This window comes from Leptospira congkakensis, from assembly GCF_004770265.1.
In the GTDB taxonomy this organism is placed as follows: domain Bacteria; phylum Spirochaetota; class Leptospiria; order Leptospirales; family Leptospiraceae; genus Leptospira_A; species Leptospira_A congkakensis.
Genome location: NZ_RQGQ01000004.1, coordinates 26,284 through 44,833, shown reverse-complemented (window position 1 = coordinate 44,833; position 18,550 = coordinate 26,284). Strand labels below are relative to the sequence as shown.

Annotated in this window: 21 protein-coding genes; 7 read left to right on the top strand and 14 right to left on the bottom strand. The window is 38.4% G+C overall.

Annotated elements, in window-relative coordinates:
• Positions 1-9 precede the first annotated feature (9 nt).
• From EHQ70_RS01195 to EHQ70_RS01180, 4 genes are all read left to right on the top strand, one after another.
• Positions 10-1,353 carry a CHAT domain-containing protein gene (locus EHQ70_RS01195; protein WP_135583158.1) on the top strand — a complete coding sequence of 448 codons (1,344 nt, stop codon included), beginning with the start codon at positions 10-12 and terminating at the stop codon, positions 1,351-1,353.
• 155 nt (positions 1,354-1,508) lie between these two features.
• The gene (locus EHQ70_RS01190) at positions 1,509-2,378 is read left to right on the top strand and encodes a hypothetical protein (protein WP_135584289.1); all 870 of its coding nucleotides are present in this window, start codon (positions 1,509-1,511) and stop codon (positions 2,376-2,378) included.
• Positions 2,375-2,944, top strand: coding sequence for an RNA polymerase sigma factor (locus tag EHQ70_RS01185; protein ID WP_135583157.1), 570 nt, complete (start codon positions 2,375-2,377; stop codon positions 2,942-2,944). The genes EHQ70_RS01190 and EHQ70_RS01185 overlap by 4 nt, the downstream gene beginning before the upstream one ends.
• 18 nt (positions 2,945-2,962) lie before the next feature.
• The gene (locus tag EHQ70_RS01180; RefSeq protein WP_135583156.1) at positions 2,963-3,496 is read left to right on the top strand and encodes a hypothetical protein; all 534 of its coding nucleotides are present in this window, start codon (positions 2,963-2,965) and stop codon (positions 3,494-3,496) included.
• A gap of 135 nt (positions 3,497-3,631) precedes the next feature.
• On the opposite strand, the gene ychF is transcribed toward EHQ70_RS01180, so the two are convergent.
• Genes ychF through EHQ70_RS01150 form a run of 6 tightly spaced genes read right to left on the bottom strand, consistent with a single transcriptional unit; the run spans position 3,632 to position 8,681 of the window.
• Positions 3,632-4,729, bottom strand: coding sequence for a redox-regulated ATPase YchF (gene ychF, locus EHQ70_RS01175; protein WP_135583155.1), 1,098 nt, complete (start codon positions 4,727-4,729; stop codon positions 3,632-3,634).
• Positions 4,730-4,777: 48 nt separating this feature from the next.
• On the bottom strand, positions 4,778-5,269 hold the full coding sequence (locus EHQ70_RS01170) for a hypothetical protein (RefSeq protein ID WP_135583154.1): 492 nt from the start codon (positions 5,267-5,269) through the stop codon (positions 4,778-4,780).
• A gap of 12 nt (positions 5,270-5,281) precedes the next feature.
• Entirely contained in the window at positions 5,282-5,971 is a 690-nt protein-coding gene (locus EHQ70_RS01165; protein ID WP_135583153.1) for an RluA family pseudouridine synthase, read from the bottom strand.
• Positions 5,955-6,830: a DUF2797 domain-containing protein gene (locus EHQ70_RS01160; protein WP_135583152.1), complete on the bottom strand. Its 876-nt coding sequence runs from the start codon at positions 6,828-6,830 to the stop codon at positions 5,955-5,957. The genes EHQ70_RS01165 and EHQ70_RS01160 overlap by 17 nt, the downstream gene beginning before the upstream one ends.
• A 5-nt stretch (positions 6,831-6,835) precedes the next feature.
• Complete coding sequence (locus tag EHQ70_RS01155; RefSeq protein WP_135583151.1) at positions 6,836-7,429, bottom strand: LIC_11883 family protein; 594 nt, start codon at positions 7,427-7,429, stop codon at positions 6,836-6,838.
• A gap of 7 nt (positions 7,430-7,436) precedes the next feature.
• Entirely contained in the window at positions 7,437-8,681 is a 1,245-nt protein-coding gene (locus EHQ70_RS01150) for an exo-beta-N-acetylmuramidase NamZ family protein (protein WP_135583150.1), read from the bottom strand.
• 51 nt (positions 8,682-8,732) lie between these two features.
• Between EHQ70_RS01150 and EHQ70_RS01145 the strand changes: the two genes are divergently transcribed.
• The gene (locus EHQ70_RS01145; RefSeq protein WP_135583149.1) at positions 8,733-9,959 is read left to right on the top strand and encodes a lipoprotein LipL46; all 1,227 of its coding nucleotides are present in this window, start codon (positions 8,733-8,735) and stop codon (positions 9,957-9,959) included.
• A gap of 10 nt (positions 9,960-9,969) precedes the next feature.
• Here EHQ70_RS01145 and EHQ70_RS01140 read toward each other — a convergent pair whose 3' ends face one another.
• The 3 genes from EHQ70_RS01140 to EHQ70_RS01130 are packed head-to-tail and all read right to left on the bottom strand — an operon-like array spanning position 9,970 to position 12,210.
• Entirely contained in the window at positions 9,970-10,344 is a 375-nt protein-coding gene (locus EHQ70_RS01140; RefSeq protein ID WP_135583148.1) for a response regulator, read from the bottom strand.
• Positions 10,341-11,609 (bottom strand): GAF domain-containing sensor histidine kinase, encoded by a 1,269-nt coding sequence (locus EHQ70_RS01135; RefSeq protein ID WP_135583147.1) that lies wholly within the window; start codon positions 11,607-11,609, stop codon positions 10,341-10,343. The genes EHQ70_RS01140 and EHQ70_RS01135 overlap by 4 nt, the downstream gene beginning before the upstream one ends.
• Positions 11,610-11,655: 46 nt before the next feature.
• On the bottom strand, positions 11,656-12,210 hold the full coding sequence (locus EHQ70_RS01130) for a rhodanese-like domain-containing protein (protein ID WP_135583146.1): 555 nt from the start codon (positions 12,208-12,210) through the stop codon (positions 11,656-11,658).
• A 106-nt stretch (positions 12,211-12,316) separates the two neighbouring features.
• Here EHQ70_RS01130 and EHQ70_RS01125 point away from each other — a divergent pair, with 106 nt between their 5' ends.
• Entirely contained in the window at positions 12,317-12,829 is a 513-nt protein-coding gene (locus tag EHQ70_RS01125; RefSeq protein WP_135583145.1) for a peptidylprolyl isomerase, read from the top strand.
• A 214-nt stretch (positions 12,830-13,043) separates the two neighbouring features.
• On the opposite strand, the gene EHQ70_RS01120 is transcribed toward EHQ70_RS01125, so the two are convergent.
• The 3 genes from EHQ70_RS01120 to EHQ70_RS01110 are packed head-to-tail and all read right to left on the bottom strand — an operon-like array spanning position 13,044 to position 15,866.
• Positions 13,044-14,897, bottom strand: coding sequence for a monovalent cation:proton antiporter-2 (CPA2) family protein (locus EHQ70_RS01120; RefSeq protein ID WP_135583144.1), 1,854 nt, complete (start codon positions 14,895-14,897; stop codon positions 13,044-13,046).
• Positions 14,890-15,432, bottom strand: coding sequence for an NAD(P)H-dependent oxidoreductase (locus EHQ70_RS01115; RefSeq protein ID WP_135583143.1), 543 nt, complete (start codon positions 15,430-15,432; stop codon positions 14,890-14,892). The genes EHQ70_RS01120 and EHQ70_RS01115 overlap by 8 nt, the downstream gene beginning before the upstream one ends.
• Before the next feature lie 47 nt (positions 15,433-15,479).
• Entirely contained in the window at positions 15,480-15,866 is a 387-nt protein-coding gene (locus tag EHQ70_RS01110) for a DoxX family protein (RefSeq protein WP_244288186.1), read from the bottom strand.
• 184 nt (positions 15,867-16,050) lie between these two features.
• On the opposite strand from EHQ70_RS01110, the gene EHQ70_RS01105 reads away from it, so the two are divergent.
• Positions 16,051-16,422, top strand: a complete 372-nt coding sequence (locus EHQ70_RS01105; RefSeq protein WP_135583141.1) for a hypothetical protein — start codon at positions 16,051-16,053, stop codon at positions 16,420-16,422.
• A 58-nt stretch (positions 16,423-16,480) separates the two neighbouring features.
• On the opposite strand, the gene EHQ70_RS01100 is transcribed toward EHQ70_RS01105, so the two are convergent.
• On the bottom strand, positions 16,481-17,356 hold the full coding sequence (locus EHQ70_RS01100; RefSeq protein WP_208729485.1) for a hypothetical protein: 876 nt from the start codon (positions 17,354-17,356) through the stop codon (positions 16,481-16,483).
• 208 nt (positions 17,357-17,564) lie between these two features.
• Complete coding sequence (locus tag EHQ70_RS01095) at positions 17,565-18,413, bottom strand: flagellin N-terminal helical domain-containing protein (RefSeq protein WP_002982274.1); 849 nt, start codon at positions 18,411-18,413, stop codon at positions 17,565-17,567.
• Positions 18,414-18,550 lie beyond the last annotated feature (137 nt).

The following is an 18,550-nucleotide window of genomic DNA, read 5'->3' as shown; positions in this document are numbered from 1 at the left end:
ACCTCAAGTATGAAATTAAGAATTATCGCCAAATACTCGAGAGACGGATTTATGGACGGCGAATGTATTTGGGAAGAAAAACAAGACCAATTAGGAACCGTAGAACGTACCATTAAGTTCTCAGGAAGATTACTGAGTGAATTTCAAATGGATTGGGCTCTTTTTGTAGAACGAGTCCTTGCACAAAATCCCGGCAAAGAAGAATTCCTAGAAAAACTAGGAAAAAAATCAGATACCTTAGAACAAATTATATTTGGGAAATCACTTCCTATCTGGAGAAATCCAGGATTCCAAGGTTCCATCCAACTTTTGATCGATCCAGAATTTTCGCCTGTACCTTGGGAAATTTTACGTACGCATAAAGGTTTTTTATTCCAAGACAGAGAATACAGACGTGGAATCCGTATTGATACAATTCCAAAAGAAACTCATCAAAAGTTAGATTCCATTTTACTCGTTTGTAATCCTGTAAAACCAAATCTAATTGCTACCGTAAAAGAAGAATGTGCTCTTTTATTTCCCATCTTGGAAAAGAAACTAAACTTAAGAATCTTAAAAGAAAATCATCTAACAAGAGTCAGATTCATTGAAGAAATTAGTTCAGTAAGATACTTACACTATGCGGGACACACGGAAAAAAAAGGAATTCCACTCGGAGCGAATGATTTTTTATATTCAAAAGAAATTTCAGAACATTCTTTTTCAAATTTACATCTTGTTTTCCTGAACAGTTGCCATTCTTCCTTTGATTCAATCGAACTATCTGGACTCACAACAAGTTTTTTAAAAGCAGGGGCCAAAGAAGTTATTGGTTTTTTATTTCCTGTAGAAACCAATATGGCAAAAACCATTGGCATTCAATTTTGGGATTCCTATTTAAATTCAAAAAACTCGTACAAGACTTTAGCCAAAATTAGAAAAAACTTATACAATGGTTCTTCAATAGAAATCATAACAGCAATTAGTTTAGTTCACTTTTCTACCCAAGAGCCAAAATCCAAATTCAGACAACTTCTAGGTTTAACCTTTGTTTTGTTTGTTTTACTTTTTTGTATTGTTTTTTCAGGCGAAAAGAAAGAACCTATCAAGGTAGAGAATTTTGAGGAATCTGAACCAAAATCCGTTGTGGCCAAAAAACGCAAAACGGAAGTGGTTTCTCCCAAAGACCCTCTAGTGGACAAAATCTCTCGCTTAAAAAATTCAGAATTTCGCAAAATGGCAGTGCAATTTCTTAGAACCAAACATGAATTTTTGGATGATTCTCAAAGACGAGAATTATTAGAATCCATTCTTTCTAAAGAAAATTCCGAAGAAAAAATGTATTATGAGTTCAAAACAAGGAGTGGATTTTGAAACCACTTTCCAGGTTTTCCCTTTTACTTTTCTGTCTTTCTTTTCCCCTACTTGCTGAGTGGTTTCCTAAATCAAAGTCTTTTGATGATGTTTGGAATTCCTATGATAGCAACCAAAATCTATTTAGTTTGGCTTACGGAATCCAAACTCGGGACATGATCCGAATCGAAACCCCAGAAGAAGAACAAGATTTTTTGTACTTTTGGAAAAACTGTAACCATCCAGAAATAAAAGACCTAACAGAAATATTAAGATACATTTCCTTTTATGACGCCATTCTTACCGTAAGGCAATGTTCCGAATCCAACAAAGAGGAACTCATTCAAATAGAAAAACAAACAAAGAAAAAAATCTTTGATCTTACCGTATTACCAAAACTTGAAATCCTCGAAACAGAAATTACAAATGAAGAACTGATTCCTTTGGTAACAGATTTAAAAAAGGAATGGGAAAAAACCATATACATTTTTTCTAATTTGTATAAATCCAATGAAGTTTTATTTTTAGGAAAAGAAAGAGAATATACACTGGCAATCAATAGAGTTTTATATTCAGAAATGCCTGAAACTAGAAGGAAAACTTTAATTTTAAGACTCCTTCAAGATATGAAACAACATAACAAAGGCTCCTTTCAAATGTTTTATTATTCAAAACAAAATCCTTGGTCCTCAGCAAACATAAACGATGAAAACTTAGAATCAAAAAAGTTTTTTTTAAACTTAATTGAGGAGTGGAAAATAGATCCAGATTTTGATCCTGACAAACTTAGCTCATTAAAAGAATTCCAATCTTGTTTAGAAGAAATACCAAATTCAAATCAGAAAGTTCGAATTTTGGGTTTTTTTGGATTTTTTAGTGATTATGGTAGATTTACATCCAAAGACCAAACTACATTTTCTAAACCCAACCAAACACGGGTAAGGTTCATCAAACAAACCTTATTCCGTTCCCACCATTTTCACAAAAGACTAGAAAATGTACTGACATCTTGTAAAAATTCCGTGTTATCGATAAAAGAACTATGAGTGACGACATTCGAAAGTTAATCGACAACTGTCTTCTTGGCAAAGGAGATGCCTGGCAAGAACTCATCAAAAAGTTTCATAGGCTGATCATGGGAACCTGTGCCCACTACGTCCCCCGCGAAGAAGTGACAGACACCTCCCAACAAGTGTATCTAAAACTCACGGAAAATGACTACCATCTGCTCCGAAAGTTCAAAGGGGATAGTTTACCTGCATTTATTGTCTATTTAAGTGAAATTTCTAAAAATATCAGCATGTCTCAGACAAGATCTATTCGTCGGTATGAATATCGAGAGGGAATTTCTTTGGATTTGAGTATCGACATTTTAGATGATAGACAGACCCAAGAAGATGTTTACTTCGCTTGGGAAGAAAAAAGGGAATTCTACGATCTCATTGAAAGTTTGGATGATACACATAAAGAAATCCTCATCCTACGCCTCAAAGGATACAAATTCAAGGAGATCGCCGAAATTCTCGATGTTCCCCTAGGAACAGTCCTTGCTCGAGCCAATCGGGCGAAAGAAAAAATAAAAAAAATCCTTACAAAGGAAATAAAGCCTTAGCGGGGGGAAATAAATACTATGGAACCAAAAGATCCGAATGAATTTATGAACCGACTCAAACTACAAGAAGCCCTATATCTCATGTCCCAAGGGGAAGATGCGGACTCACCTACGGTGGATCGGATCTTAAAAACCGTTCTCCCCTCAAACACTAACACGATCCAGTTCTACTTACAATTCATCAAAGATACCCTAAAACTCGTCACAACAGACATCTCCGAATCAAATCTAGTTTCGCCAGAATTGGCATTCCGTGGAGATGGAAGTTCGGGAGGGGCATTTCGCGTGCATAGGCAGGTTGGTGGGAGGGATTTGGACTTTGTTTTCCAACCCAATTCCGAAAAAAACCAAGTTTTCCTTTCGGTTGAGGCTTCCAACTCAGAACGTCTCTCGGCAAAACTCTTTCTGGATGGAACTCCTGTAGAAACCCTCCAAAAACTGGGCGCTCAGTCTATGTTTGATTCCCCCATCACTCTGGATTCCAGTCCAGAGTTGGCTATTTTTGAATCCGGCAAAGAAATCGGCCGGTATCATTTTATGTTACAATCGTAATTTTTTGTGAAAGGATGCAATAAACTAAGGTTTAGAAGGCATTCATTGAATAAGAAACGTTCCTACTTTTAGGAACATACTTTCTTTTCCAAACTAGTTCACACTTGCAAGTCCCGGCGAAAGTCGGGATTTTTTTTATGCGTTCACTCGGAAATATATCACATCCCCATCTTGGACAATGTATTCTTTCCCTTCCACTCGGAGTTTCCCTTCGTCTTTGACTTTGGCTCCGTCCCCAGTTCTGTCGATATCTTCGTATCGCATCACCTCGGCGCGAATGTATCCCTTTTCAAAATCGGAATGGATGACACTGGCTGCCACAGGGCCTGTGCTCCCTTGGTGTGTTGTCCAAGCCCGAACCTCTTCCACTCCAGCAGTGAAAAAAGTAAGAAGGCCAAGAAGTTTGTAAGAAGCGCGAATCATTCGAGAAAGGCCTGATTCTTTTTCTCCAATCTCTTCTAAAAAGGCCAGTTGGTCTTCTTTATCCAAACCGGAGATTTCTTCTTCGAAACGACCACATAACACAACAACAGGTGCTCCTTCTTTTGAAGCAAAGTCGATGATGGTTTTCACAAGGGGATTTTCACTGGTTTTGACATCAGAATCTAAAATATTAGCAACGTATAATACTGGTTTTATGGTGATTAGGTTGAATTTTTTGGCAATTTTTGCTTCTTCTTCACCAAGTTCCACTGTAGATGCACGATTTCCTTTTTTTAAGGCATCAAGAATTTTATCCATCACAGACAAAATTTCTCCTGCTTCTTTGTTTCCTGTTTTAGCAGTTTTGGCCACACGTTGTTGTTGTTTTTCTAAACTATCCAAATCAGCAAGGATCAGTTCATAATTGATCACCGTGATGTCTTCGATGGGATCTACTTTCCCATGAACATGTGTTATATTTTCATCTTGAAAAGCACGTACAACATGACAAATTGCATCTACTTCGCGAATATGAGATAAAAACTGATTTCCAAGACCTTCCCCTTGGCTTGCCCCTTTCACAAGGCCCGCAATATCCACAAACTCAATCATAGTAGGAACCGTACGTTTTGGTTTGTAAACTTCGGCCAATCGGTTCAGTCTTTTATCGGGTACTTCGACAACACCAGTATTGGGTTCTATTGTACAAAACGGATAGTTGGCAGCTTGCGCTCCTGCCTTAGTGAGTGCATTAAAAATAGTCGACTTACCGACGTTCGGGAGACCTACAATACCACAATTCAAAGCCATAGGGATAGGTTTTAACCGAGAGATGGTAAGACAAGGAAAATTGCTTTCTTAGTTTTGAAATCCTGTCTCGAGATATACCGAAGTTAGATAAAAAATAGAACTGAGAATCAGGGTTAGATAACCAACAGAGTAAATTTTCCCAATTCGTTTCCAAGGATAACGATCATGTAAATAAAGAGCATTCACAATGAGTTCCGGTGTTGGATCAGAAGGCAAAACATCCTCGCGCCCGGCCTTTCTCCAAACCATTTGTCGCTCGGCGACGCCCAATTGGTAAAAAGGCGCAGCCATTCCCAAAGGAAACACATCCAAAAGTAAGGTTGGGATTTCGAAGTATTTAAAGGTGATGATTCCAGAAAAACTGGTAAGGATGGCTAAATAATTGATCACCACAATCAGTGGACTTGCCGTATAACTGGAACTAAATAACAAATACAAATAAATGATGAGAAAACCAATCGAAACATATTTCGCAATACGAGAGAGGATTTTATATAATTTTTGTTCTTCTAAAAACTGATGGAAAACTTCGTGTAACATTCGGTTCTAAATCTAGACGGAGAGTTGTTTTCCGACACGGCTTAAAAATTCCGGAGGGATCTCTGTCTCCACCCACTGTTTTTCCCCCTGGAAGTCGGTAAAGCACAATCGAAAAGAATGAAGGTACATCCTGTTTTCTTTCTTTGAAGGGTTGCCTTTCGAATACACGGGATCACCAAGAACAGGGAAACCAAGTTCACGAAGCATAACGCGAATTTGGTGCCTCCTTCCTGTTAAAATTTTTGCCATTCCAAAAGATAAATTTTCTTTTGAATGAGTGGAAAGGATTCGAAACTCGGTGATGGCTTTTTTTCCCCCACTCCTCACAATTTTAACTTCTTTATTTCCATCTTTTAAAAAACATTCGAAACGATTCTCTTTCCAATCAGGAATTCCGTTACATAAAAAAATATATTCCTTCTCCGCTGCTTTTAGCAAAGAATCAATCTCAGCATTTTTTTCTGGATTTTTCCCAAGTAATACAATTCCACTTGTCCCTAAATCCAAACGGTTTGCTGTTCTGAGTTCTGGTAGATTCAACTTGGCAGCCAGCAATCTTGTAAAATCCATTCGGTTTGGATCTTTGGTTTCGTGTACGGGGATTCCTTCAGGTTTTTCTGCTAACAGAAACTCATCACATTCATAAAGAATGTTGGTAACGATATTCGGTAGGAGTTGGATTTTTTTAGGTGGAAACTTCAATCCAAAGACCACTGAGACTACGGATATTGATCACTCCCGATCGAAAAAGAAGATACTGCCCTTTGATTCCCACAAGAGTGTCTGTGATGGGAGTTTCTTTTGTCAATTTGAGGGATTTGATTTTTTCAGGATAGGTTTCTATTGGGTATTTAATTTCTGTGATACCACTTGGGAGATCCAACCGATTCCAAATGAGTTTGGACTTACTATCGGGTGGGGAAAAATATTCATTTTTTTCTAAATGGTTTAAAAACTTACCTGCTTCACGCACCAAATCCATGTCAGGTGGATCACCAGCAACCATTTTTTGCCAAGTGGTTTTGTCAGGTAAAAATTGACTTAAATAATGTTCTAAAATTCCAGCGTCTCTGCGAGATTCCACTTCCAAAATGGGAATCCCAAATTTTGCCCCTTGGTCTACCCAACGGTTTGATACAGGATTTTCTTTGGTGATTCCCACTTTTAATCCACTGGAGTTAGCGAAGTAAACCGTATGTTTTTTAAAACAATTAGTTTTTCCCCATTCTGGCTCTCGGCATGTGCCTTTGTGGAAATGACAGGTTTCAGGTCTTAGGATACAAAGATCGTTTTCGGCTAAGTTAGTGAAACAAGTAAAACAATACCCTTGGCTAAATGATTTTTTTGTTTTTTTTCCACAATGCAAACAACGAATTTCATCGTTAGTGGATAATGTGATTTTTTTTCCAATCCAAGTCTCCACAGGTTTTTCCGAAGTGGATTCTGTGGCCTTTAAGTCTTTTTTGTCCGCCTCGTTGTAATTTGCTGTTTCCCAAAAATAAGAAACAGGCGAAGTACCTTTGTGAGACATCTTTCTAACATAACCTTGGAGGATTGGCATAAATTTTAGAAGGAATATTCCTTAACGTCTTGTGGAAAATAGTCTCTGTTGACATTCACAAAAAGTAACCCAATAAGACTTGGTTCCGACCGCGACACATCCCACTTAAAAATAACAAGAGTTTGTCGAAATATATAGTGGGAAATTTGACCTTTTGGTCCATAAAACAATTTGAGTTGGTCTTCTCCTTCTCCGAGTAAAACTACCTTTCCATTTAAATTCGGTGATTTTTGTTTGATCTGTTTGATTGTCACCTTTCCACCAGGGTAAACATCTTCAGGATCAGATCCTTCTGTAGCTTCTCCCTCGTTTACAGCAGAATTCGGAGCCACTTCGAGAGTGGTTCCTTCATAGTCCAAATAGTTACAAGGAAAGTCTCCCGGCATACTTGGAAAATTATCAGAACAGGGAGTGTATGTTGACTGTTTTTCTACCCCATCTGCATAGGAAACGAGGAGTGTAGAACGAATCGTAGCATAAGCAACAGATTTTAAAACCTTGGCGGTTTTACTTTTGGGAATACTTTTTAGTTCTTTCTCTGAAGCAAAAACTGTAAAAGTAAAAAAGAAAATAGTTAATAAAATAAAAAATCGTTTCATCATCACCTCAATACATCAAATAAGGAGCAATTCTACTCTGTTCGTTTTCTTCTTCTGACAAATATGTTTTGTGGAAGTCGGCAAATGTTTTTCCTTCATTGATAGAAGTACGAAAATGATCATTTCCCCAAAGTTGGTCTACCCAATGGTTGGATGCACCTTTACTCCACTTAAAATCATTTGGATAGGATTCTTTCATCAATCGAATCAATTCATAAGCCAATTGGATGGGATCATAATCAGGACGAACTAAATTCATTCGTAGTCCCGAACAAATTTTGCCTTTATGAGGACCAAAGGTTGGTTTGAAATACACTGGAGAAAAATAATAAGATTTGTTTCCGAGTGAAGACAGTTTGTTCGCCAGTTCTTCTGGATTTGTCATCCAAGGTGCTCCAAAATACACAAATGGAGCTTGGGTTCCCCGACCCACAGAAACATTCACTCCCTCAAGAAGAACTAAAGAAAGATAATTTCTAGCAGAGTCCACCATAGGTAAGTTTGGTGATGGAGTTGTCCATGGAATTCCAGTATCTTCGAAATACATTCCTCGGCGATACCCTTCCACAGGCACTACCATTACATCCACACTGTCTTTTAAATATTCCTTATTATAAAACCTTGTGGCTTCACCAACTGTCATTCCCGTGATGAGAAGTGACGGGAACTCACCGGCAAAATTTATATTCCTTGGATTCATTTTTTCACCCATAGGAGGAAGGTGCATAGCCACATGGATATGATCGAGTACAATGAGTTTTGTTTTTGTATTCTTCATTGCATCCATAAGTCGTTTTAATACACTGAGATAAGTGTAACAACGCATACCCACATCTTGAACATCAAAAACAACATAATCCACTTCTGTAACAAGTTCTCTTAATTCAGAATCTTTAATTCGATAAATATGATATAAAGGACGATTGAAGGTAGAGTCCATAGTAACAGGGGTTTGGCTAAATTCTTCTTCTAAACCTAGGAATCCATGTTCGAGCCCAATCAAATGTTCTAACCTAATTTTATGTTTTTCCAAAGAAGAGATGATTTTTTTGGGATTGGTTCCGATTCCCGAAGGGTTTGTCGCAAGCATCAATTTTTTCCCGGCCATAGTCGGGAGGATTTTTTCATAAAAAATGTCCTGGGATACCCGCAACTTGGAATCAAGTGGATGGACGCGAAATTGCGGAACTGTGTTTCCATGGCAAGCAAGGACTAGAAAGCAGAGAGAAAACCTAAAAAAGTAATTGGTCATGTAAGTATATGTTTCTATAATATAGCAAATCTTCAAGGAGAAATGTCCTTCATGTTCAACCGACTTCGTTTGGCTCCCTTAACCGGAGTTCTCATCCTAACCATTTTGGCATGTGCCGGATCCAATTCAGCCCAGAAACAACCTACGCTGCCAGACAATGTGGTAACAGCAATGGGAGAGGCACCAATCTACCAAGGAGACTTGGCTCTCGCGCGAAACAAAGCTTTGAAAGACGCAAAACTCAACGCCATCCGCAAACTAGTCGGGGAACAAATTACAGAAAAATCGGGAGTCTCCGATGGACAATCCCTAGGTTCCAAACTCTACGGAAAAACCGACAGTTTCGTAAAAAAATATGACATCATCAGCGAAGAACCATGGAAATTGGACACCCAAGACATGATCCGTCTGAATGTCCGATGTGAAGTGGAAGCAACCAAACTTTCTACGGCAGTGGATGCCCTCCTCGATGATGTAGGAAATCCTAGAATCGCTGTCCTTGTACAAACCGTTGTGAATGGAAAGTCATATCCAATTGGATCTGCAACCAACATAGCAGAAGCAGAACTCATTGAAAAACTCCGAGCCAAAGGAAACAAGGTTGTGGATAGTTCCCAACTCACAGCCCTTCTCAAAAAAAATCCAAGCCTTGCCAAACTAGACCTTACATCTGTGGAAGAAGGAAGTCCCTTACTCACACTCGCACAAGATTCCGGGGCAGAAGTTTTGATCATTGCCAAGGTGACAACAACAGACCAAAAACCAGTGGTTTTGCCTGGTGGGAAAAAAACCGATTTCCTCAGTTCAGCAGCAACAGGACCTTATCGTATCATCCAACTTTGGGGTGATGGAAAAATTTTTGGATCAGGAAGTTTAGAAGGACGTGGTGCTGATATCACTCAAGAAGTTTCCAGAGAACAAGCCGTCAAAGATTGGGCAAACCTTGTTTCAGGAAAAGTGGGAAAACAAATCAAAGACGAGTGGTTCAAACTCACAGAACAAAACACTGTCATCTTAAAATTCAAAGGACTTGGATTGGAAGATGCGATCAATTTCAAAAACGATTTGATGGAATACACTTCGGTGAAACAAATCAATGACCGCAAAACAGAAATGAACGGATCAGAATGGGAATTAACTTATCCTGGGAAAGAATCCATGTTTGCAGAAGAATTGATGTATAAAAAAGATTCGAGTTTCCGATTCTTAAGTAGCAAAACTTTAAGTATCAACAGCTCCAAACGTGGTGTTGTGGAAGCAGAATTTAGAAACAAATAATTTAAAGTAACTATGACCCTGCAGAGAGAAAGGCACCAATCTCTGTAGGATCAAATGGTTTGGAAAAATAACGAGCGACTCTTTTTTCGATAATTGCCGTTTGGATTTCTGGTGTTAAATCATATCCAGTTAAAATACAATAGGTAATCTTCGGGCGAATGGTTTTGGCCTTTGTAATAAACTCCAAACCATTCATTTCTGGCATTCGCATATCGCTAATCACAAACTCTATATCCAAGTTCTCCATCAATTCTTCAATAGCTTCTTCACCAGATTGTGCCACAATCACTTCAAATTCATTTTTAAAATAATCACGAAACAAATATAAATTCAATATTTCATCATCAACATACAATAACTTACGTTTGGTGGATTTTTGATTCATACTAACACCGGAAGTTTGATACGGAAAATAGTTCCCTTTCCCCATTTTGATTCCATTTCAATGAACCCTTGGTGGTCTTCGATAATTTTATAAGCAATGGGTAAACCAAGCCCTACCCCTTTTCCAGGATCCTTGGTTGTAAAAAATGGATTTCTAATTTGATTTTGTAATTCTATAGGAATTCCACCACCGGTATCAGAAATTTCGATACAAACAAACTCGGAGTCGCGAAAACTTTTTAAACCCAAAATTCCGGAATCTCCCTCCATCGCTTGGATGGCATTCGTGAGAATGTTTAAAAACACTTGGTGGATTTTGCCCGAATTTCCTTTTACAATCAGGGGCTCAGGAAAATAATCCTTCACAACTAAAACTCGGTCCCGAAGAGAGTGCAGAAGCACCACCAAACAATTTTCCAGGATATCATGTAGATCAAAACGATCGTCATACGAATCTCCCGTACGAGTGAATTGGTTTAATCCTTTCACAATCTTTGATGTACGATCCACACCCTCTTTGATGGCTTCCAAATACATTTGAGATTTTTCTGATTCTAAGTTAGAGGCTTCCAAAATTCCTCGAACTCCAAAATAACCACCTAGAATAAAGTTTAAAGGATTATTGATTTCGTGAGCAATTCCAGCAGATAACACACCAAGGCTTGCCATCTTTTCTGATTCAATAAGTTGGTTTTGACGTTCTGTTAGTTCGTTTAGTGTTTGTTTTAATTCTCGAGTCCGCGCGTCCACAAGAGATTCCAACTCATGATTGTATTTTTCCAAACGAAGTTCATATTCGGATCGTTCTAATTCAGCTGCAATTCTACCCGAAAAGATTTGGAATAAAGTAAGGATATCATCTGTGTTTTCAATTTTTGTTTCATAAAGACCGACGATAAGACCCATCACTTCTTTTTTAGAATTGATTAAGGGAGTTCCAATGTATCCTTCAATTTTCATCTCCACAAGAAGTTGGTCGTTCGGAAAGAATTTTTGGACGTCATTTGGATAATAACAAACACTATCATCAAAAACATCGGCACAAGGTGTGTCTTTCAGTGAGTATGCCATATTTTCTGCAATCGCGCCCTTCGCAACAAGGGAGATCGTTTGGGATTCATATTTTTCTTTATCAAAAATTGCAATGAAGGTGTAGTCAGCTTTTATGGTAGAAGCTAATTTAAGAGTGAGTCTGTTTAAGAATTCATTTCCATAGGTATTGGAAACAGCTTCAATGATATCAGATAAAAGTTCACCTTGGATCATGAGATTGTTTGTTTAGAAGTTTCCTAAAGAAAATACAAATCTCATTTTAAGGTCCTTCTGCTTTTTCTGGTGGATCACTCACCAAAGGAAGAACAGTTGTTTTTACATCGAGTAAGGGTCCAAGTTCAAATATGGATTCGTAACCATAGGCTTTGAGGGAATTGTATGTGGAAAGATTGAGTGAAGCTGCTGGACTTTTTGCCGCAAAAGCTTCTTGGTTTCCTTCAAAATTATTATTACAATAAATTAAGATTTTCGATTTTTTTTCAGGGATTAACTCGGCCAAAGATTCTTTTGTAAACTCAGTAAATGGTAAATTTTTAGCACCTTTAATATGTAACAAACGAAACCGGTTTTCGCTACGAGCATCCAAAAGGACCACTCCTTCCTCCGACATCGATTTCAGAAATTGATCTTCTGTTAGGCGATGCTTTTCACGTTCCCCTTCTGATTGATTCACAATCTTCTTAAATTCGCTATAATTGATCAGTTTGTTTTCGATGGGCACAGGCCCAGTTTTGACCTTCTTCTTCTTTTTAGAAGATTCAGAAACTAACGGTATTGTGACCAGTACGAGTAGAATCAAAAAGAACTGTCGCATAGAAGAATCTCCTTGTGAAAGACCCTAAAAGTATACTATTGGGTGCGAAGGAAACTCAAACCTTTTTTCGACTTGCCAGGGGAATTAACGGGATTGTGATACATGAATGAGCACATTGAGAGCAATTATCAAAACAAACAAAGGCGAAATTCGCATTGATTTGTATCCTGACAAAACACCGAATACTGTAGCAAACTTCGTAAACCTAGCACAAAGGAATTTTTACAATGGCCTTAAATTCCACCGCGTCATTGAAGATTTTATGGTCCAAGGTGGCTGCCCACAAGGAACCGGAACTGGTGGACCTGGATACAAATTCAGAGATGAGTTTGATTCTAGTTTGAAACACAACAGACCAGGAATTCTTTCTATGGCGAATGCAGGTCCAGGAACCAACGGAAGTCAATTTTTTATCACCCATGTTCCAACAGCATGGCTCGATGGAAAACATTCTGTTTTTGGTGCGGTTGTGGACGACACAGACCAACAAGTGGTCAATGCCATTCGCCAAGGAGACATCATGGAATCCGTCACGATCGAAGGTGATCCGTCTTCTGTTTTGGCAGTAGCAAAACCATTTTTGGATGAATGGAACCAAATCCTAGATTCTAAAAAATAAAGATTGATTCTGTCTTTTGGTTTTTAAAAGTCTAAATACTATGAAGACCAAAGGAAAACAGAAACAAGTCTCCCAAATCAAACAAGCTTCTAGATTGATTTTTACTATGAAGCCTACCAAAATCAAACAGTCAAAAAAACTCTATTCTCGAAAGAAAAAAGAAGATCATTCGGGAATAGAGTTTCTACTTTCTCTTTTTTTCTAACCCAGAATTTTATCTCTCCATCTCACTCCAAGAATCTCTTTCCAACTCTTCTTCCTGACCTAAATCCACAAACATCAAACGTTCGAGTTCTGCATTTCTTTGTTTTGCTAAACTCATATACTGAACTCGATCTTTTCTGAGATCAAACAATTCATGAAAGGTTTCATCATCATGTTTTAAAAATAAGTTTCTGGCTTTCTCTGCAGTGTATGACCTTGTCCCAAGTAACCTAAGAACATCTCTTCCCATAAGGACTGCGGTTTCTCTAGTTTCTCGATAGATATATTGGACACCTATTTCTTTGAGATCATAGGCTTCTTCTCTGTCCCCCGCCCTTGCGACAATTTTTATATTGGGATAATGAAGGCTCACGTTTCGAATGAGTTCCGCTTGTTTTTCTGGACTATCTAAAGCTGCAACCACGATCTTTGCATGTTCCAGACCGGCCGACTCCAACAGCTCCAATCGAGTGGCATCACCAAAATAAACTTTAAAACCAAATCGGCCGAGCATTTCCACGCGGTCTGCATCAAAATCTAAAATGGTAATTCCAATTCCATTGGAACGAAGAAAACGACCGAGCATATTCCCAAACTTTCCGAACCCACAAATGATGACTGGGTTTTCTTGTTTATGGATATCTTGTTCAGTCGTTTTTTTAGGAGTTTTGGATTCTAAAAATCCAAATATAGTTTTTTCATATAACAAAAGAAGTACGGGAGTGAGAGCCATACTCACGGCAACAGAGGCAACTAAAAGCACAATGGATCCTTCGTCCAAAATCCCCAGTCCTTCTGAGTATCCAAAAAGTACAAAAGAAAACTCTCCCACTTGAGACAATGCGATTGAAAAATATAAATTTTGATCCAAAGGAAGGCGAAAAAGAATTCCTAATAAAAAAAGCACCAATGCTTTGATGAGTATAATTCCAAATACGATTTCGATTACTTTGGTTGGACTTTGCATCACCACTGGTAGATCCATTGACGCACCGACACTGAGAAAAAACAAACCGAGCAGTAGTCCCTTAAACGGTTCAATATTACTTTCTAATTCATGCCGAAACTCGCTACTCGCAAGAACTACACCACCAAGGAAGGTTCCCAGTGCCGCCGAAACTCCAACGGCTCCCATAAGAACAGAAATGGCAATCACAAGTAACAAACTAGCACCGGTAAAAATTTCACGATTTCCTGACTTTGCCAAAAGTCGAAAAAGTGGACTGAGTAAATACTTCCCGACAAAAATGATTCCAACCACAACAGAAATGACAATGATCGTTTTCAAATATCCAGGTAAATGTTCGACCAAAGAATGGTGATCCGAAGATGTTGTCAATTCAGAGTCACTTAACATAGGAAAGATGGCAAGGATAGGTATCACAGCCATATCTTGAAATAAAAGTACGGAAAACGAAGCTTGCCCAGAAATGGATTTCATTAACCCTTTTTCTTTTAAAGTTTGTAACACAATGGCAGTTGAAGACAAAGAAAGAATCATCCCTAGTGCAAGTGCTGATTTCCAACCAAAACCAAGTAAAAAACAAAAAACAGCAGTGACAACCGTTGTTAATACGAGTTGTAAACCACCAAGACCTAATAACCAAAACTTAAGCCGAAGAAGTAAATCAAGCTCCAACTCTAAACCGATTGCAAATAACATCATCACTACGCCAAATTCGGCAAAGTGTAACATATCCTTTCCTTCGGTTCCCACAAATCCAAAAACAAATGGTCCAATGACAATTCCTGCCACCAAATATCCAAGCACTGATCCAAGTCCCAATCGATTGGCTATTGGTACCATAATGATGGCACTGGTAAGATAAATCAAAGCTTGAATGAAAAAACTAGATTCACCCATAAATGCCACCTAACAAATTATTGATAAACTGAAGATAACGACTGGATTCTTTTTGGAGATCCAATTCATTCAATTGAAACGTTCCCTGCACTAAAAAAGGATTTAAATAATCCATTCCACACAATTCAGCCGTTCTGCGAAAAGGAAGAAGGAATTCATCTGCAGAATAACCATGGAATCCAGTTTTTGTGTAGGCCCCTTTCGAACCACCAGTAGTAATCACCTGGACCCATTTTTTCCCAAACAATTGGTTCCCACCTATACCATAAGCCCACCCATCTTCAAGAACCAAATCGATCCATAATTTCATAAGAGGGGGGCAACTATACCAATACAAAGGATGTTGGAACAAAAGAATATCATGGTTTTGAATTAAACTTTGTTCGGCCTTTACATCGATAGAAAAACTAGGATACTCTTCATATAAATCATGTAATGTGATGGAATCAGAATTTGGAATGGAATCCAAAAGCATTTGATTGGCTTTTGATTTTTCCAAATTAGGATGAACAAGAAAAATTAAAATTTTTGGCATCGGTTACGAACTTAAAAATCAATATAAAAAATTTTACAAAAAAATGGTTAAACAAAGTATTCAGAAAGATAAGGAATCTTTTTTCTTTCCATATATAAAAGATAAATAGATAAAGTTAAAACCACAAGGGCTAAAACAAAAAGGAATCCTCCGTCGTCTTTTACCACAATTCCTAAAAATACAAAATGAGATAATACGGCACCTAACATCAAATTGAACCCAAGTAAAGCCCCGAACCAAACCAAACGAGGGATTAGTAAAAAAAGAATACAAAAGGATTCTAAAACCGCCAAACCATACCGACCCCAAGGTTCCATCCCCATCACAGAAAAAATAAACTTGGATTCTTCGGATCCGGAAAATTTAAAATACAAGGTTTGTCCTAAAATCAAAATGGCAATCACACGCGACCCGTGAAACAGAACGGTTTTCAATCTAACAATCTCCAACGAAAAACCCTCCAAGGATTTTTTTGATTTCTATGGGACAAAAATTACATACGAGGAAATATTTTTCCCTGGAATTCGAATCTTATTTTTTAAGGGCGTATACCCATCCGTAAAGTAATAAACTTGGAAGTTTCCTTACTTTCTGATAGAATCTTCAGGCAAGTCAAACATGGATTCACAAAAAATCATAGAAATTCGAAACCTTGCAGAAATTGCAAAAAGGGAAGGTCGAAATACAAAGGCTATCGCACTAATGAAAGAATATCTGAGTTTGGTGCATCCTTCTTTCACCCACTACTCCTGGTATTTCATAGCTGACCTTTACTTCCAAGAAGGAAAAATAATGGAAGCAATGGAACATTGTAATGAGGCCTTACGACTTAAGAATGATTATATCCCTGGACTGGAACTTAGGATCACACTTTTTAAAAAATTAGACAAATGGGAGGAAGCCATCAAAGACAGAGAAACAATAGATAAATTAAAGGCGATAGAAAAGGCAAAATGGGACGATCCGAACCATTATTACAACTATAAATAGTTGTGAACGTGTGATCCTTCCCATTTCCTATATGATTGTAGATATTTAGAAAATTTCTTTAAAACCCAACTGGATTGACCGGTTCCAAATCACATGCATCAGCCTGAATCGCGGCAGTAAGCCCAGGATTCAACAAGGCACCTTGGATACTCGAATATGGTTTATTACAAATACTAGCATCATTGACCAGAGAGGAAGTAAGGTTTGCAAATTGAATTTCGATCATCGAGTAGTTTACAATTTCTCTTTTACATCTTTCAAATGATTTTTTAGTGTAATAAGTTTCTTCCCCAATGTTTGCTATCGATTCAAATATATATGGAGTATATATTCCCGAAATCAAAGTGTCCACCCCTGGCAAACCGGAGGAGTCAATGTTATATAGTTTTAACCTAACATAAGCCGGTGTTGTACAACGAATCGCAAAACAAGAACCTGGAGCAACTGTCATAATTGATGATATGGATGAAAAAAAGGAAACACCCGATAAATCTGTTGCCCCGCAAACAGAACTTGTAGCAGAAGAACAACTCGCACTTGCGGACGTACTAGCAGTTTTCAAAATTTTCCCAGACAGCATTGTTGTCGTTGTTGCCTGATTGGAACGAAAATAGAACGTACCATTGGTTGTAACCGATAAATCAATGTAATTTGTTTGTGAGGGCAAATTAAAATTAGCAGTCGTTGTAGGAGTGGTAAATCCCAAAACAGCGGAATTGTCAGTAGCACAGGTATAACTAGTATTAGAAGAATTGGCGGAAGCATTCATAACAGCAGAAAGTGAAGCAAAAATACCTACAATGCCTAAATTACTACGAAGCTCTTCGAGTTGTTTTTTTGCCTCTTCTCCCCTGATCCCCATAGGAGAATAAACATTGGCACAACCAAAGACAAAAACTAGAACAAACCCAAACGAACGCATTTTTTTTAACATACAGCTATATCGTATGTCACCTGTTATTTTGTCAAACATTTACCGTTAGGTGAATTGTAAATCAAATTCACTACAATTTTATATTAGAATATTTAAAATATATTTTGAATATTAAGTGATGATTACCGCAAAAAAGAAAAAAGCCCCTTCCCGAAGATTCCTTCGAAAAGAGGCAACCGTCTTAAGGCAACTCTTGCCTTACTACAACTTAAGCGTTATTCAAAAGTCGTAATACAGAATTTGGTCGAAGACTGGCTTGCGCTAACATTGCCGTACCGCTTTGCACGAGAATTTGTTTCGTCGTGAGCGCTACCATTTCTTCTGCCATATCTGCGTCCCTAATCCTTGATTCGGATGCTTGCATATTTTCGTATGCACCCATGAGGCCTTTTGCAGTACTTTCGAGCCTATTTTGATAAGCTCCCATATCTGCTCTCTGCTTCATGATCTTGTTCAAGGCGAAGTCCGCTTTAGCAATCGCTTCGTCTGCTTTTCCAGGTGTAGAGAGCGCAATCTTAACTGCACCTTCTGACATCTTTAGAGCTTTCGAAGTCATAGTTCCAATGTAGAAACGCTCTCTTTGCCTTGCGTTTGCTCCCATGTGAAACCACATCGATGCCTTCGTTGACTTTCGAGCGAAGTCTCCTTCAAACAGTTTCATTTTATTGAACTCTGCTTGTGAAGCAATTCGATCGATCTCATCCACCAGCGCAGATACTTCTACCTGCACGAGCTGCCTGTCCTCCGGTGTGTAGATTCCGTTCGAAGTCTGGATCGCAAGGGTCCGAATTCGTTGGATGATTTCAGCCGACTGGTCAAGGTAACCCTCTGCAGTCTGGATGAAACTCAGTCCATCTTCCGTATTCCTTTCGGCCTGACGTAAACCACGAATTTGTGTTCGTAGTTTTTCCGAAACAGCAAGACCAGAAGCATCATCACCGGCAAGGTTAATCCTTTGCCCAGTGGAGAGGTTCCTCATGGTCTTATCTACATCCCATTGTGTAAACTTGAGAGCACGATGTGATTGGATCGCACTCATGTTGTGATTGATAATCATTGGCCTACACTCCTTTGTGTACTACCAAGAACGATATATATTGCGTTCTTAGCCGGACAATCCCTGTCCGGTGTCAAGGATGAGCTTTCATTTTGCCACCTGGCAGGGGAAAGCCGGCTGATTATCTAATTACAACT